The sequence below is a fragment of the Collinsella sp. TM10-22 genome (assembly GCF_003466125.1).
GTDB lineage: Bacteria > Actinomycetota > Coriobacteriia > Coriobacteriales > Coriobacteriaceae > Collinsella.
Window position 1 is genome coordinate 371,212 of the sequence record NZ_QSOC01000001.1, and the last position, 13,813, is coordinate 385,024.

At 60.7% G+C, this 13,813-nt stretch carries 15 protein-coding genes; 1 reads left to right on the forward strand and 14 read right to left on the reverse strand.

What is annotated here, in order from left to right; translation table 11 throughout:
- Positions 1–30: 30 nt before the first annotated feature.
- Together DXD94_RS01740 and rpsP are read right to left on the reverse strand one after the other, a co-directional pair.
- Positions 31–276, reverse strand: coding sequence for a KH domain-containing protein (locus tag DXD94_RS01740; protein WP_370448117.1), 246 nt, complete (start codon positions 274–276; stop codon positions 31–33).
- Positions 277–318: 42 nt separating this feature from the next.
- On the reverse strand, positions 319–660 hold the full coding sequence (gene rpsP / locus DXD94_RS01745) for a 30S ribosomal protein S16 (protein ID WP_022094749.1): 342 nt from the start codon (positions 658–660) through the stop codon (positions 319–321).
- A 201-nt stretch (positions 661–861) separates the two neighbouring features.
- On the opposite strand from rpsP, the gene dinB reads away from it, so the two are divergent.
- The gene (gene dinB / locus DXD94_RS01750; protein ID WP_117763025.1) at positions 862–2,115 is read left to right on the forward strand and encodes a DNA polymerase IV; all 1,254 of its coding nucleotides are present in this window, start codon (positions 862–864) and stop codon (positions 2,113–2,115) included.
- Positions 2,116–2,211: 96 nt separating this feature from the next.
- Here the strand turns inward: dinB and rsfS are convergent, their stop codons facing one another.
- From rsfS to DXD94_RS01810, 12 genes are all read right to left on the reverse strand, one after another.
- A complete protein-coding gene (rsfS, locus tag DXD94_RS01755; protein ID WP_022094751.1) occupies positions 2,212–2,667 on the reverse strand; it encodes a ribosome silencing factor in 456 nt (151 codons plus the stop codon).
- A gap of 28 nt (positions 2,668–2,695) precedes the next feature.
- The gene (yqeK, locus tag DXD94_RS01760) at positions 2,696–3,229 is read right to left on the reverse strand and encodes a bis(5'-nucleosyl)-tetraphosphatase (symmetrical) YqeK (RefSeq protein ID WP_199568336.1); all 534 of its coding nucleotides are present in this window, start codon (positions 3,227–3,229) and stop codon (positions 2,696–2,698) included.
- 87 nt (positions 3,230–3,316) lie between these two features.
- Entirely contained in the window at positions 3,317–3,994 is a 678-nt protein-coding gene (gene nadD / locus DXD94_RS01765; protein WP_117763027.1) for a nicotinate-nucleotide adenylyltransferase, read from the reverse strand.
- A 3-nt stretch (positions 3,995–3,997) separates the two neighbouring features.
- Positions 3,998–5,464 carry a GTPase ObgE gene (gene obgE / locus DXD94_RS01770; protein ID WP_199568332.1) on the reverse strand — a complete coding sequence of 489 codons (1,467 nt, stop codon included), beginning with the start codon at positions 5,462–5,464 and terminating at the stop codon, positions 3,998–4,000.
- A gap of 85 nt (positions 5,465–5,549) precedes the next feature.
- On the reverse strand, positions 5,550–5,807 hold the full coding sequence (gene rpmA, locus DXD94_RS01775) for a 50S ribosomal protein L27 (RefSeq protein ID WP_089573443.1): 258 nt from the start codon (positions 5,805–5,807) through the stop codon (positions 5,550–5,552).
- A 33-nt stretch (positions 5,808–5,840) separates the two neighbouring features.
- On the reverse strand, positions 5,841–6,215 hold the full coding sequence (gene rplU, locus DXD94_RS01780) for a 50S ribosomal protein L21 (protein WP_035138585.1): 375 nt from the start codon (positions 6,213–6,215) through the stop codon (positions 5,841–5,843).
- Between the two features lie 67 nt (positions 6,216–6,282).
- Positions 6,283–7,095, reverse strand: a complete 813-nt coding sequence (locus DXD94_RS01785; RefSeq protein WP_117735143.1) for a TIGR03936 family radical SAM-associated protein — start codon at positions 7,093–7,095, stop codon at positions 6,283–6,285.
- Positions 7,092–8,969, reverse strand: a complete 1,878-nt coding sequence (locus DXD94_RS01790; RefSeq protein ID WP_117763029.1) for a TIGR03960 family B12-binding radical SAM protein — start codon at positions 8,967–8,969, stop codon at positions 7,092–7,094. Before DXD94_RS01790 ends, DXD94_RS01785 begins: the two co-directional genes overlap by 4 nt.
- Positions 8,970–8,979: 10 nt before the next feature.
- Complete coding sequence (locus tag DXD94_RS01795) at positions 8,980–9,909, reverse strand: YcjF family protein (RefSeq protein WP_117763030.1); 930 nt, start codon at positions 9,907–9,909, stop codon at positions 8,980–8,982.
- Between the two features lie 18 nt (positions 9,910–9,927).
- Positions 9,928–11,154, reverse strand: coding sequence for an FtsW/RodA/SpoVE family cell cycle protein (locus DXD94_RS01800; RefSeq protein ID WP_117763031.1), 1,227 nt, complete (start codon positions 11,152–11,154; stop codon positions 9,928–9,930).
- A gap of 9 nt (positions 11,155–11,163) precedes the next feature.
- Positions 11,164–13,233 carry a penicillin-binding protein 2 gene (gene mrdA / locus DXD94_RS01805; RefSeq protein ID WP_117763032.1) on the reverse strand — a complete coding sequence of 690 codons (2,070 nt, stop codon included), beginning with the start codon at positions 13,231–13,233 and terminating at the stop codon, positions 11,164–11,166.
- A 13-nt stretch (positions 13,234–13,246) separates the two neighbouring features.
- On the reverse strand, positions 13,247–13,813 hold the full coding sequence (locus tag DXD94_RS01810) for a hypothetical protein (protein ID WP_117763033.1): 567 nt from the start codon (positions 13,811–13,813) through the stop codon (positions 13,247–13,249).

Below are 13,813 nucleotides of genomic sequence, written 5' to 3' on the forward strand. Positions count from 1 at the left end.
GCGATGTTTTTGTACTGGGACCTCAAGGTCCTAGCCCAGAACCTCTACCTCGACAGCAGTGTCGAGGCGAGCGGCCAGTGCACGGGCGAGCGTGCGAATGGCCTTGATGGTACGGCCACGACGGCCGATGACCTTAGCGACGTCATCCTCGGCGACCGAAACCTCAATCGTAGAGGCTCCGTCACCATCGATGACCTCAAGGCTCACGGAATCCGGGTCGTCGACGATCTGAACAACGAGATATTCGACGAGATCGGCGATGCGATCTGAGAGCATTGCCTCACCCTCGAGCTGTGCAGCGTCAACCTCAGGCACGATTTACTCCTCGGCGCCCTCAGCGGCCTCAGCGGCAGCCTTAGCGGCCTCGGCCTCTTTGGCGAGCTGCTTCTTGGACTTCTTGACGACGGTCTCGGTCTTCTCGCCCTCGTTGGCGGCCTTGACCAGAGCGGCGACGGCGTCGGTGAGCTGAGCGCCCTTGGACTGCCAGTCGGCGATCTTCTCGAGGTCGAGGTTGATGGTCTTGGGGGCGGTCATCGGGTTGTAGCGGCCAACCTCCTCGATGATACGACCGTCACGCGGGGCGCGGGAATCGGCGACGACGACACGGTAGTACGGACGCTTCTTAGCGCCGTGACGAGCAAGGCGAATCTTGACTGCCAAAGGAAACTCCTCCAACCAAGCAGCTTTAGGCTGCAACTACAAACAAACAGTTGAACATAATACGCCATCGACGCGGGCAGGTGAAGTCCGTGAGACCAACTTCTTCGGTGTAGTCGAAGGCAAATCCATATCTTAGACAAGAATTCGCGATTTGCAAGCACATCCACGCACCCCACATGAGCTGCGCGGTATACTCATGCCATGAAAAGACGCGAACATACATACGGTTATGAGGATGCTGCGGGTGTCACGCCGCCGCCCTGGACGGGACCGGCGGTGGGCCTCATGGACCTCGACGCGTTTTTTGCTGGCGTGGAGATGCTCGACCACCCCGAGTGGCGCGGCAAGCCGCTCATCGTGGGCGGTGACGCCGATTCTCGCGGTGTTGTATCGACCTGCTCCTACGAGGCGCGTCGCTTTGGCGTGCATTCCGCCATGCCCTCGGCCGAGGCACGGCGCCTGTGTCCGCAGGCCATTTGGACGCATGGGCATTTTGATCGCTACCGCGAGGTCAGCGCGCAGGTCATGGCGATTCTCGCCGACGAGACCCCGCGCGTTGAGCGCGTATCCATCGACGAAGCTTTTATCGATATCACACCGGGTCGCTTTGCGCCCGAAGACCCGCTACTGGTTGCACGGCGCATCAGCGATCGCGTGGCAGCGCTGGGAGTGACCTGCTCTATTGGCGTGGGCTGCAACAAGACGGTCGCAAAGATCGCAAGCGAGCGGGACAAGCCGTTCGGGCTGACCATCGTGCGCCCCGGAACCGAGCAGCGTTTTTTGGCCTCGCTGCCGGTATCTGCCATGAGCGGCATCGGGCGCTCGGCCGAGGAGCGACTGCGCCGCATGCGCATCTACACGCTCGGCGAGCTGTCACGTGCACCGGAACTCACCTTGGCCTCTATTTTTGGTGTCAACGGCGAACGCATGCGCCAGCGTGCGCTGGGATTCGAGGTTTCCGAAGTCACGAGTCTTGATGAGGAACGCGAGGTTAAATCGGTGAGCAATGAGCGCACCTTTGCGAAAGATTTGACTGAGCGTGGGGACATCGAAGCGGCGATTGCGCTGTTGGGAGAGTCAGTGGGACGCCGCCTGCGCCGTCAGGGACTAACGGGCGCCACGGTGACGCTCAAGCTCAAGTATTCGTATGGAAGCGGGCGAACGGCGCAGCGGCGGCTTCCCCACCCCACCGACGACGAGAATATCTTTGTTGCCGTGGCGCTCGAGCTGCTCGATAATATCTGGCAAGAAGGCATGCACGTACGTCTGGCAGGTATCGGAATGAGCGACTTCAACCACCAAGGCGGTATCCAAACCGACCTGTTCTGCGAAGTCGATGACCGCGGGGCCCAATCGAGCGACCGTCGCGACCTCTCAGTCGCCATCGACGCCGTCCGAGACAAATTCGGCGACACCGCCCTATCCTTCGGCCGCCAATCCCGCTTCAACGATTAACCGCCTTTAGGCAAAAAGAAAGCCGGGCAGGTGCGGAAAACCGCAACTGACCGGCGATATGCGTGAGGGTAGCTAAACCCCGTCTCAAATGAGCTACTAGAGGAGGTTGAGGGGGAGCTGGGGGGCGTCGCCCCAGAGCTTTTCTAGGCGGTAGAAGTCGCGGGCTTCGGGAGTGAAGACGTGGACGACAACCGAACCGTAGTCCATGAGCATCCAGGTCTTCTGCTCACGGCCCTCGATGGAGAACGGATGCTCGCCGCAAGCCTCGGCGACCTTCTCCTCGATCTCGTCGACGATCGAATCGACTTGGCGGTTGTTGGTACCGGTGGCGAGCACAAAGTAGTCGCACACATCGGAAAGCTCGGTCAGGTCGAGCACCTGCACGTCCTCGCCCTTCTTGTCGTAGGCGGCCTGCGCGGCGGCGCGGGCGACATCCTCGGCGGCGACACCGCTCGCGGACAGCGAGGCGGCGGTGCGGTCGGACGTGGCGGCGAAGCTCTTGTGCTCCACACCCTCAAGAATCTGCTCGTCGGTCATGGTCTCGTCGGCCATGGAATACCTCTTTCTAGACGCACCCGAGCTAGCGCAGCTGGGCGTAATGGTTGTAAATCGTAATAGCCGTGGGATAAAGATAACGCCCGGTCTGAATCACATAGACCAGACCCTGCGCAAAACAGGAGAAGAACAACTCGTCGAGCGAGGACTTCCCCACCATCTTGCGCAGCGCATGGGCATAATCGCCGTGGCGGTTGGGTTCGATGGCATCGGCAACAAAGACCACCATATCGAGCGGCGTCATGTCGCAAGCGCCCACGGTGTGACGGTCGACAGCCTGAAAGACCGCTGGCGACAGCTCGGGAAAAAGCTGCGGAAGCTCATAGGCGGCAACCAGGCCATGCAAAAGCGGCGTCGCGGCAGACGGAGAGCCGGCAATCTTAATGCCATAATGCAAAGCGCGCGTGACCAGCTCGTCGTCGGAGAGCACCTTGTCCCAGTCATGGATCAGGCCGGCGGCGGCGGCATCAAAGCGGTCGACACCGTACACCTCGGCTAGGTGCAACGCAGTCTCGGCAACACCAAGCGAATGGACATAGCGATTGCGCTTATCCTTCATGCGAACATCGAGCAGCCCATGAATACGCGCCAGCAGCGCGCGCTCATCGCCCTCAAACTGATCCTCTACCGGCAACGTAGACCCCCATCACTCAAAATCTTTTTGACCCAGATCGGCATACAGCCCGCGTTTACGAATATAGCCGAGCACGGACTCGCTCGTAAGATAGCGCACGCTCATGCCGCGGGCAACTCGCTTACGAATGTTGGTCGAGCTGATCGCCAGCGCCGGAATCTGGATATAGCGCACGTCGAACGGCAGACCCGACTCTTTGATTCGGGCACGCGCCGTATCGATATCAAAGCCCGGTCGCGTCGCCGCAATAAAGGTAGCAAGCTCAGCGATTCGTTTGGCATCATGCCAGGTCACAATATCGATAATTGCGTCGGCGCCCGTAATAAAGTAGAGCTTTACCTGCGGCGGGTAAAAGTCGCGAAGGGCATGAAGCGTATCGGCCGTATAGGTTACGCCCGGACGGTCGATCTCGAACCGGCTCGCCAAAAAGGCCGGGTTCGCGGCGGTGGCGAGAACCGTCATGGCATAACGGTCCTCGGCGGGCGTCACCGGCTTGTCAAGCTTAAAGGCAGGCGTGCCCGCCGGCATAAAGAGCACGGCGTCCAAGTCGAGGGACTCGCGCGCCTGCTCAGCGGTCACCAGGTGTCCGTAATGGATGGGATCAAAGGTGCCACCCATAATGCCAAGCTTAAACTCCTGCCCGTCCTCTAGAGGAAGCTCGGGCAGACCGATTCCACCGCGCAGCGACATGGCTTACTCGCCTTCCGGGGTCTCGACATCGTCCGCGGCATCCGCCACATCGACAACCTCGACGCCCTCATCCGCAGCATCGGCCACGTCAATGGCCTCAACGGCAACGTCCTCGCCAGCATCATCGAGCTCCTCGTACTCCGAGAAGTCCTCAGCGCCCTCAAAGTCAAAGGCGCGCTGGCAAATGCGGACTTCATCGCCCGCGCGGCAACCGGCCTTCTCGAGCGCGTCGTCGACACCCATGCGCGCAAACTTATGCTGCAGGTAGATGACGGCTTCCTCGTTTTCCCAGTCGGTCTGGATGACCATGCGCTCAATCGCGCGACCAACCACACGGAAGGCACCGGGCTCTTCCTGGACAATGCGGAACCGCTTCTCACGCTGCAGGCGGCGACGCTCCCACTCATCGTCGCGCAGAACGACCGGCTCATCGGAGACCGCCAGCTCGGCGCGCAGCTTAGCCACCTGCTCGCCCACGGCAAGCATCAGCGTGTTGAGGCCGGCGCCAGTCACGGCGGACACGGCAAAGAACATATGGCCATCGTCGAGCGCCGCACGCTTAAGGTCGGCAATCTTGTCGGCCGTGCCCGGCGCATCGCACTTGTTGGCAACGACGATCTGCGGACGCTCCGAAAGCTCGGCGCCATACTGCTCGAGCTCGCGGTTAATAATGCGATAATCCTCAACCGGATCGCGATCCTCAAAACCGCCCGTCATGTCGACGACGTGCATGATCAGGGCCGTACGCTCAATGTGGCGCAAGAACTGGTGACCCAGGCCCTTGCCCTCGCTCGCGCCTTCGATAAGACCGGGGACGTCGGCAACGACGTAAGAATATTCGCCGGCACGCACCATGCCCAGATTGGGCACGAGCGTGGTAAACGGGTAGTCAGCAATCTTGGGGCGGGCGGCACTCATGCGCGCAATGAGCGATGACTTACCCACCGAGGGAAAGCCCACGAGTGCGGCATCGGCCATAAGCTTCATCTCGAGCTCAATCCAGTGCTCCTCGGCCGGCTCGCCTAGCTGGGCAAAGGCCGGAGCGCGGCGCACCGACGTCACAAAGTGGGTATTGCCCAGACCGCCGGCACCACCGGGCGCCACGACGACGCGCTCGCCGTCGTGCACCAGGTCGGCAATCTCGAACATCGGGGTCTGCGTCTCGGGGTCGAGCTCGCGCACCACGGTGCCCATAGGGACCTTGAGAATCAGGTCCTCGCCGCTCTTACCGTTACGACGGGCACCCTGCCCGTGCGTGCCGCGCTCGGCGCGAAAGTGATGCTTAAAGCGGTAATCGATCAGCGAAGAAAGCTGGGCATCGGCCTGGATGACGACATTGCCGCCACGACCGCCGTCGCCGCCATCGGGGCCGCCCTTGGGGACAAATGCCTCGCGCCTAAACGACATGCATCCGGCTCCGCCGTCGCCGCCGCAAACGTTAATGCGGCTGATATCGGTGAACTGTGACAACAGAATCGCCTCCTACAAAAAAGAGGGAGACCCTTGAATCCTAAAACTCAAGTGCCTCCCACATATGTGCTCTATGAAGGGTGAATTACGCGTTCGCGAGCGGGCGTACGCTGACCCTGTGCTTGATACCCTTGTGGAACTCAACGGTACCGTCGACCAGCGCGAACAGCGTGTCGTCCTTGCCACGGCCAACGTTCTCACCCGGGTGGATGTGCGTGCCGTGCTGACGGACGAGAATCGTGCCCGTGGTTACCGTCTGGCCGGCGAAGCGCTTCGTGCCAAGGCGCTGACCGCGGGAGTCACGGCCATTACGGGAGGAACCGAGTCCTTTTTTGTGTGCCATTGTGTATACCTACTCTTTCGTTACGAGTGTAATCTACTCGGCGACGGGAGCCTCGGCAACAGCCTCGGCCTCTGCCTTGACAGCCTTCTTGGCGCGGGACGTAGCCTGGACCTTCACGATCTTCAGCTTGGTGAGCTGCTGACGATGACCCTTCAGACGACGATAGCGCTTACGCTTGTGGAACTTGAAGACCAGCTGCTTCTCGCCCTTGAACTGCTCAACGATCTGAGCGGTAACCTTGGCCTTGGCCAGCTTGTCGGGATCGGTGACGATCTTCTTACCATCGTTGAGGAAGATGACCGGCAGGGTGACCTTGTCGCCCTCATTGCCCTCGATCTTCTCGACGGTGATGACATCGTCGGTGGCGACCTTGTACTGCTTGCCGCCCGTGTTAACGATTGCGTACATGTTTACTTGCCCTTCATGCATCAGTTAGTGCAACAGCCGAATATAGTAGCAGGCGATAATACCCCCGTCAACGAGTATGTGGAGCAAATCCACAAGTTCGCACAGGTATGGGGCTGACGAGTCGGCCCTCGTCGTCCTCGCATGCTTGATTCTGACGCTCGACATCGTAGGAGCAGATGGTCACGAGGTCTTGCATACCGGTGGAAACAATAGGTGCATCCACGCCCGGGGTCAAGCCCTGCAACAAAACATCAGCAGCGGAAAGCAAAATTTCCGGACGCATGGAGCCCTCGTTGTCGGCATGGGTGTCGAGCATGAGCACCAAATGGTCCGGGCGATCCCCCGCCGTGAGCTCATAGCCCACGAGCGTGTGATCCAAATCCAAGCGCTTGCTTTTTTTGCCGCGCGCGTAGTCGATGCCATGGTCCGCACGCAGTGCGTCGATCGCGCGACGCACCTCGTCGGCGCTTACGGGCGCCTCGGGATCCAAGTGCAGGTCAATGCGATACGACAGGCGCGTGAGCTGCGCCGTCAACGCCGGCGTGCGCACGTCGATGTACGCCGCCTCAATGGGCGCCAGATCGGCCGGAGACGCCGCAGCCAGGCGCCCAAACGCCTCGTCGAGCGCCACGAACTCGGTCATAAACAGGTCATACCACTCGCAGGTCGACGACGTACCCACCGGTAGCGCCGAAGAGAAGCCCACGCGCATGTGCGGAGAGAAGCCCTGCGTGACGGCATAGGGAAGTCCCGCACGGCGCACGATGCGCTCAATGGTATGGATTACTTCGAGATGGCCCAGGTACTTAAGGCGATCGCGCTTGCCATAGCGAACACGAAGCCTAAAGAGCGTGGGGTTGTCGGTCAGGCGCTCACTCATGCGCGATCACCCATCAATACATTCTTGGCATGGAGCGTGGGACAGATTCCGCAGCCGGTGCACGACGTGCGGGTGCAGTCGGGAGTCGTGACACCCTCGAGCGAGCGACGGTACTCGCGCTCGAGGAAGCCGCGCGTGCAACCGGGGCTCACATGCTCCCACGGCAGGCGCCAGTCCAACTCGTAGGGCAGGTGCACGAGTTCATTGAGGTCGATGCCGTTTTTGGCAGCAGCCTCCTTCCAGTTATCGAGCGAGAAATGCTCCACCCAGGCGTCAAAGCGAGAGCCCGCGCGCCAAGCATCGATGATGACGGGCGTCATGTCACGACCGGCGCGGGACAGCGCGGCCTCGATGAGCGAGGTCTCAGCATCGTGGTAATGCACGCGGACGGCACGGTTACGAACGCTCGTGATAAGCAGCTTTTGGCGACGCTTGACGTCGTCGTAATCGAGCTGCGGGCACCACTGGAACGGCGTGGCAGCCTTGGGGATAAAGACCGAAACCGAGATGGACACCGAAATCGAGCCGCGACGAGCCTTGGGCACCACGGAGCGACCGAGCTCCAGCACGTGATCGGCCAGATTGGCGATGGCCACGATGTCCTCGTCGCGCTCGCCGGGAAGGCCCATCATAAAGTAGAGCTTCATGCGGTTCCAGCCGGCCTCGAAGGCCGCCTTGGCCGCACGGTCCAGGTCCTCCTCGGTCACGTTCTTGTTAATTATGTCGCGCATGCGCTGACTGCCGGCCTCGGGCGCGAACGTCAGGCCGCCCTTCTTTTCGCCGGCGACCGACTCGGCCATATCCACGCCAAACGAATCCAAGCGCTGCGACGGAATGGACACGCGAATACCCGTATCCTCCAGGCAACGGTTGAGCCTGCCGAGCACGTCGCGAATGCAGGAGTGGTCAGTCGTGGAGAGCGAGGTCAGCGACACCTCGTCATAGCCGGTCTTTTCCAGACCCTGAATCACCGACGAGACGATCTGGTCGGCCGAGCGCTCGCGCACCGGGCGATACGTCATGCCTGCCTGGCAAAAACGACACCCGCGGGCGCAGCCGCGCAGGATCTCGATAGACAGGCGGTCGTGGACCAGCTGTGCATAGGGTACGCACGACTGCGACAGCGGATTGGTGGCACCAAAGTCCTCGACGACGCGCTTGTAGACCACAGTCGGCGCATCCTTGCCCTCACGCGGCGCGGTGTAGCCATGCGGCGAGCAGGGCTCGTCGTGACGAACCTCATAGAGCGACGGCACGTAGTTGCCGGCAATGGATGCAAGCTGCTCAACAATCTGCGCGCGCGGGACTCCTTCGTCACGCAGGCGGCGATGCAGCTGGCAGGTCTCGAGCAGCGATTCCTCGCCCTCACCGATGAGGATGGCATCGAAGAAGGCCGCGTACGGCTCGGGGTTGTACACCGAAGGACCACCGGCGATGACAATGGGGTCGTCCTCGGTGCGGTCAGCCGCCAACAGCGGAATGCCAGCGAGGTCGAGAGCCTCGAGGAAGTTCGTCACCGCCATCTCGTGCGGCACATGCAGGCCGACCATATCAAACGAAGCGACGGGGGCGGCACCTTCGAGCGACAGCAGCGGAATACCCGCCTCGCGCATGGCGTCACCCATATCAGGCCACGGCACATAGCCGCGCTCGCAGGAGATGCCCTCGGCCTGGTTAAGAATGTTGTAGAGGATGGCGATACCTTGGTTGGGCAGACCGACCTCGTATACGTCCGGATAGATCAGGCAACAACGGTAATCGGCATCGGCCTTGGAAAGCGTGCCCCACTCGTGATCGATATAGCGGCTCGGTTTCTCGACCTTGGCGAGCAGCGGCTCAATTAAATGAAAACAATCTTGGTATGCAACGCGCAACGGAAAACCCCTAAGCAGCGAGATCGGATGCGTCCTGGTAGGACGCCATAGGACGGGTAGCGCCCGCGACCGTGGTCACCAGATCGCGAACGCGGGAGAACGTGGCAGTGACCACCTCGTTGGCACGGCTGTAGTCGACATCGCGCTCGTAAAGCGAAACGAGCGCACGGCCCATGCCATAGGTGCCCGCGGCAGCAGTGAGCGCCTTGACGGCAAACCCAATATGCGGCGTCTGCTTGACGAGCACGCGGGTGACCGCGCGGATCACAAGACCGCCGGCAAGCACGCCCGCGACCTCGTAGCCGCGCTCAGGCTTAATGCCGCGCCCAAAGACGGCAGCGAGCTCAAAGAGCATGCCCACCTGCGCCAGCGCCATAACGGGATAATCGGCGCCCGGCAAAAACACCAGCGCACCGGTCGCCATATTGGTGAGCGCGCACGAGGTGATGATACGATTGGCCGCCGCGATGCGCATGAAGGCAAAGTTCGCCGCAAAAGCCGTTTCCTTGTCGGTGCGATCGAGAATCCAGCGGGCAAGCGTCTCGAGCAGATACGTCTTATCGGTTGCCGCTACCACGCCGAGCATGGGCGTGGACTCCTCGATAAACGGCGCCTCCACAGCAGACTCGGCAAGCACGCATACGGGCGCGCCGGCGATCACGAGCTCCTGCACGGCACTCTCCAAGCGGTCGGAACCACACGAGAGCACCAGCACCACATCGGTATCGGTCTTTGGAGCAATTCGCTCCTCCCCCAGACGCTCGACGCGCACAATGCCCGAGGTCGTCTGCGGCACAAAGGCGTCACGCACCGTCTCGGCCAGAAAGCGCGAGGCGGACGAATCCAGATAGACCGAGACGCGCACCGGCGTATCGGAATCCTTCTTAACGGACGCGCCCATCTTAAAAGCGCGGGTCAGCTTATCTACGGGAATTTTCATAGCAAACCCCTCCAGCGGTTACGCGGCGCCCGAACGATGCCGCCATATGGATTGTACGATACCCACCGTCAGCAGCTGAATCATCATCGAAGACGAGCCAAAGCTAATAAACGGTAGCGGAATACCGGTAATCGGCATCATGCCGATGCACATGCCGATATTTTCGAAGGTCTGGAACGCCCACATGCCAACGATGCCCACACACGAAAGACGCAAAAACAGCGACTCACACTTAAAGGCGACGCGAATCGTCGAAAAGATCAACAGCACGTAGAGGCACAGGAGCAAAAAGGAACCACAAAAGCCAAAGGTCTCGGACAGGAAGGCGAAGACGAAGTCGGTGTGGAACTCAGGCAGAAAGCCGCCGGCCGACTGCGTCGCATGGCCCAAGCCCTTACCAAAGAAGCCGCCAGAGCCAACGGCGATAAGCGACTGCTGCAGGTTGTAGGCATCGTCCGAATCGGCATTATCGGGGTCGATAAAGACCGTCAGACGGTTCATCTGATACTGCTTGATGAGCACATCGTGGCCGAGCAACGAATCAAAGACCGAATCGAGCGCCAGGACGAGGGCCACCAGGCCCACGAGCAGGGCTAGGGTCGACAGCACCCATTCGCGGCGTGAACCGCTCATACAAATGACGATGGCCCCAGAAACAAGCACGACCAGGCCCGAGCCCAGGTCGCCCATGGCAACGACGGCCAAAAACGGAATGGACAGCATGCCGCAGAGCTTGACGTAGTCGCGAGCGGTATCGATGCGACCGTTATACTGCGAGCCAAGCGTAGCAATAAAGAAGATGGTGATGAGCTTGGCAAGCTCAACCGGCTGGAATGTCAAGCCGATACCGGGAATCTTGATCCAGCCCGTCATGCCCAGACCGCCCGTATAGGACAGACCCGGAATCTTGGGCGAGAAGATCACGATCAGGTCGATGACGAGCAACGCCGTCGAGAAATTGGATATACCGCGCAGGTCGATACGCCAGACCAGCACCGCCAGCACCGCACCGATGCCAATTCCCAGCAGATGGCGTGAGAACGAGGCATCGGCCTTAAACTGCGAAGCCGACCAGATAATGATGGCACCGTAGGCGACAAGCGCCACAGTAGCCACGAGCACACCGATATGCACCTTTTGGCGAAACGTGCCGCGCGAGGCCGAAAGTTGCTTGTTGACGCGGTCCAGGCTGCTGCGAGAGCCGGTCTTGGTTGAACGGAACAGATCCGCCGGAGAAAAATCCATCGCAACCTCCTATCGAACCGAAGAATCGCCCGAGGCCGAAGAGGTATCGGGCTCGTCATAAATCACGCCGAGCACGTCGCGCACGACATGCATCGCGGTATCTGAGCCACCGCCGCCCTGCTCCAGGACAGTAGCGATGACATACTTGGGATCATCGGCCGGTGCATAGGCGCAGAACCACGCGTATTCGTCCTCGCCGCTTTTCTCGCCCGTGCCCGACTTGCCGTATACCTGCGGCGTCAGGGTGCCAAAGTGAGCCGCCAGGGACGTCGATGCCGTGTAAATCACGTCGTGCATGCCGTTGCGAACAAGAGCCAAATCCGAATCGCTGTTGATCTTGGCCTCCAGACGCTTCTTCTTGCCCTTGCCGTTGTACTTATAGGCATCGCCGTCGCCATCGCGCGACACGGCAGACAAAAACACGTGAGGCACGTACTGTTTGCCGCCGTTGGCAAGACCCATATAGGCGCACGCCATCTGCAGGGGCGTCACCAGGATGTCGCCCTGGCCGATGGCAATGTTGGTCATATCGCCGGCATTCCACTTACGATCCTCGGCAGAGGCATCGGTGAAGTACGACTCTTTCCACTCGGCATCGGGAATACGGCCCGCGCCCTCACTCGGCAGATCGATACCACAGGTCTTGCCTAGGCCCCAGCGACGAAAGACCTCCTGCAGGCCCTCGGGATGTTGCTCGTCATAGAAGAACGCCTTGCCCATGTCGTAGAAGACGGGGTCGCACGAGTTGGCGATACCCGACTGCAGCGTCATGGTGCCGTGGCCGGAATGCAGCCAGCAGCGCTTGCCCCAAGCCTTACCCAGGCCCGTCCAATAGCCCGTGCAGTTGGTTGTCTGCGTTGAGGTGTAGGTTCCAAACTCAAGACCGGCCAGTGCCGAGAGTGGCTTGATGGTCGAGGCCGACATGTACTGTCCGCTAATGGCGCGGTTGAGCAGCGGGTGTGAACCCTCGTCATCATTGAGCTCGGTCCACACGTCATTTGAGACGCCGCCGATAAAGACGGAGGGATCGAACTTGGGCTCGCTGGCCATGCCCAGGATCTCGCCATTGTTGGGATCGAGACACACCACGGCGCCGTTGCCGGCATTGCTGTAGCCAGTGGTCTTGGCAAGCTCGATAGCGCTCGCCAGCGCCGTCTCACAGGCCTGTTGGATCTTAAGGTCGAGCGTGAGCTTAATGTCGGAGCCGGCCTTCGCGGGCACGGCGCCGGCCTGACCGGTCACATTGCCCGAGGCATCGACCTTGACGGTCTGCTCGCCACGAATACCCTGCAGCAGGTTTTCGTAGTAGCTCTCAACGCCCGCTTGGCCCACGATATCGCCCGACTGGTACGTAATCCGGCCAGCAGAAGCATCATCAACGCCAGAGGTTTTCTTATTCTGGGCCTCGAGCTGCTCTGAGGTAATGGTGCCTGTATAGCCCAAAATGTGACAGGCCGTCTCGCCGTACGGGTACTGGCGCTCGGTACGCTCGGCAATCTTGACGCCCGGGAACTCGCCGGCATGCTCCTGAATATAGGCAACCGTGGAGCGACGGACATCCGTCGCGATGGTATGCAGGCTCTGGGCGCCCTCGGAATTGTCCTGGATATTGCGCAGAACCGCCACGTAGGGCATACCGAGCACGTTGGCAAGATGGCGAACCAGAACCTCATCCTCGGCAAGATCGCGGTAGGCCACGACAGCAAGTGAGGGACGGTTCTGGACAAGCGCCACGCCATTGCGGTCGAGGATGCGGCCGCGCACAGCGGGTGTGGTAACGGTGCGAGTCTGATTGCTATTAGCCTGCTTCTCGTAATAGTCCGACGAGACCATCTGCATGCCCCACAGCTTGACGGCAAGCGCCGCAAACATCGCGCCCACACCCGCGGTGAGGATGGAAAAGCGGCCCTTAAAGGCGGTCGCCGCGGTATTGCCCTCGCCCTCGGTGGCGCGCGGGGCCGTTCCATGCTGCGTATCGTAGGTAAAACGGGAATCGCCACGACGCATGATGACCAGCGCGACCACGATGGCCACAACCAGCACGATACCGGCGATAATAACCGTCAACTGGGAAGACATCTACGGGCCTCCCCTATTTGAGCTTGCGGGTCTTGGGCTTAAAGCGCATACCCGTCTGGCGTCCGCCACGTGCGGAGAATCCATAGCCGGACTGTGGCACGACGCCGGACATCAAAAACGGAATGGCAACCAGACCCGTCAGGATCGAGGACGGCAGCGCATGGCCGAAGATCGCCACGACAAAGCTCGTCTCCAAACCCATAAACAGCAAGATGATGCTGTAGATCACATTAATGACGAGCGCGAAGGCGCCCACAGTGACGCCGCGCGCACTCGAGGTACCGCCCGTCTGACCGACGGCGCTGTGCACCAGGGCAAAAGAACCCACGGTCAGCAGGAGCGACATAACGCCCACCGGCACGGCAGCGGACAGGTCATAGAACAAGCCGCTGCAAAAACCGCACACGACGGCACGGGTCGGGTCGCCCGAGAACACGCTTAGGCACACCAGGATAATCATGAAGTTGACGCGACCGCCCGCAATGGAGATCTGCGGTGCCAGGCCTGCCTGCAGCAGCACGCACACGATGGCGGCGATTACAAACGTGCGGGAGCTCATCCCCTGCTCGTGTAGATCCAT

Coding starts and splice junctions, on each gene's coding strand:
- DXD94_RS01740 (WP_370448117.1), bottom strand. CDS start 276: ATGCTCTCAGATCGCATCGCCGATCTCGTCGAATATCTCGTTGTTCAG.
- mrdA (WP_117763032.1), bottom strand. CDS start 13,233: ATGTCTTCCCAGTTGACGGTTATTATCGCCGGTATCGTGCTGGTTGTG.
- DXD94_RS01785 (WP_117735143.1), bottom strand. CDS start 7,095: ATGAGTGAGCGCCTGACCGACAACCCCACGCTCTTTAGGCTTCGTGTT.
- nadD (WP_117763027.1), bottom strand. CDS start 3,994: ATGTCGCTGCGCGGTGGAATCGGTCTGCCCGAGCTTCCTCTAGAGGAC.
- rpmA (WP_089573443.1), bottom strand. CDS start 5,807: ATGGCACACAAAAAAGGACTCGGTTCCTCCCGTAATGGCCGTGACTCC.
- rplU (WP_035138585.1), bottom strand. CDS start 6,215: ATGTACGCAATCGTTAACACGGGCGGCAAGCAGTACAAGGTCGCCACC.
- yqeK (WP_199568336.1), bottom strand. CDS start 3,229: ATGAAGGATAAGCGCAATCGCTATGTCCATTCGCTTGGTGTTGCCGAG.
- DXD94_RS01800 (WP_117763031.1), bottom strand. CDS start 11,154: ATGGATTTTTCTCCGGCGGATCTGTTCCGTTCAACCAAGACCGGCTCT.
- rsfS (WP_022094751.1), bottom strand. CDS start 2,667: ATGGCCGACGAGACCATGACCGACGAGCAGATTCTTGAGGGTGTGGAG.
- DXD94_RS01810 (WP_117763033.1), bottom strand. CDS start 13,813: ATGGATCTACACGAGCAGGGGATGAGCTCCCGCACGTTTGTAATCGCC.
- DXD94_RS01795 (WP_117763030.1), bottom strand. CDS start 9,909: ATGAAAATTCCCGTAGATAAGCTGACCCGCGCTTTTAAGATGGGCGCG.
- dinB (WP_117763025.1), top strand. CDS start 862: ATGAAAAGACGCGAACATACATACGGTTATGAGGATGCTGCGGGTGTC.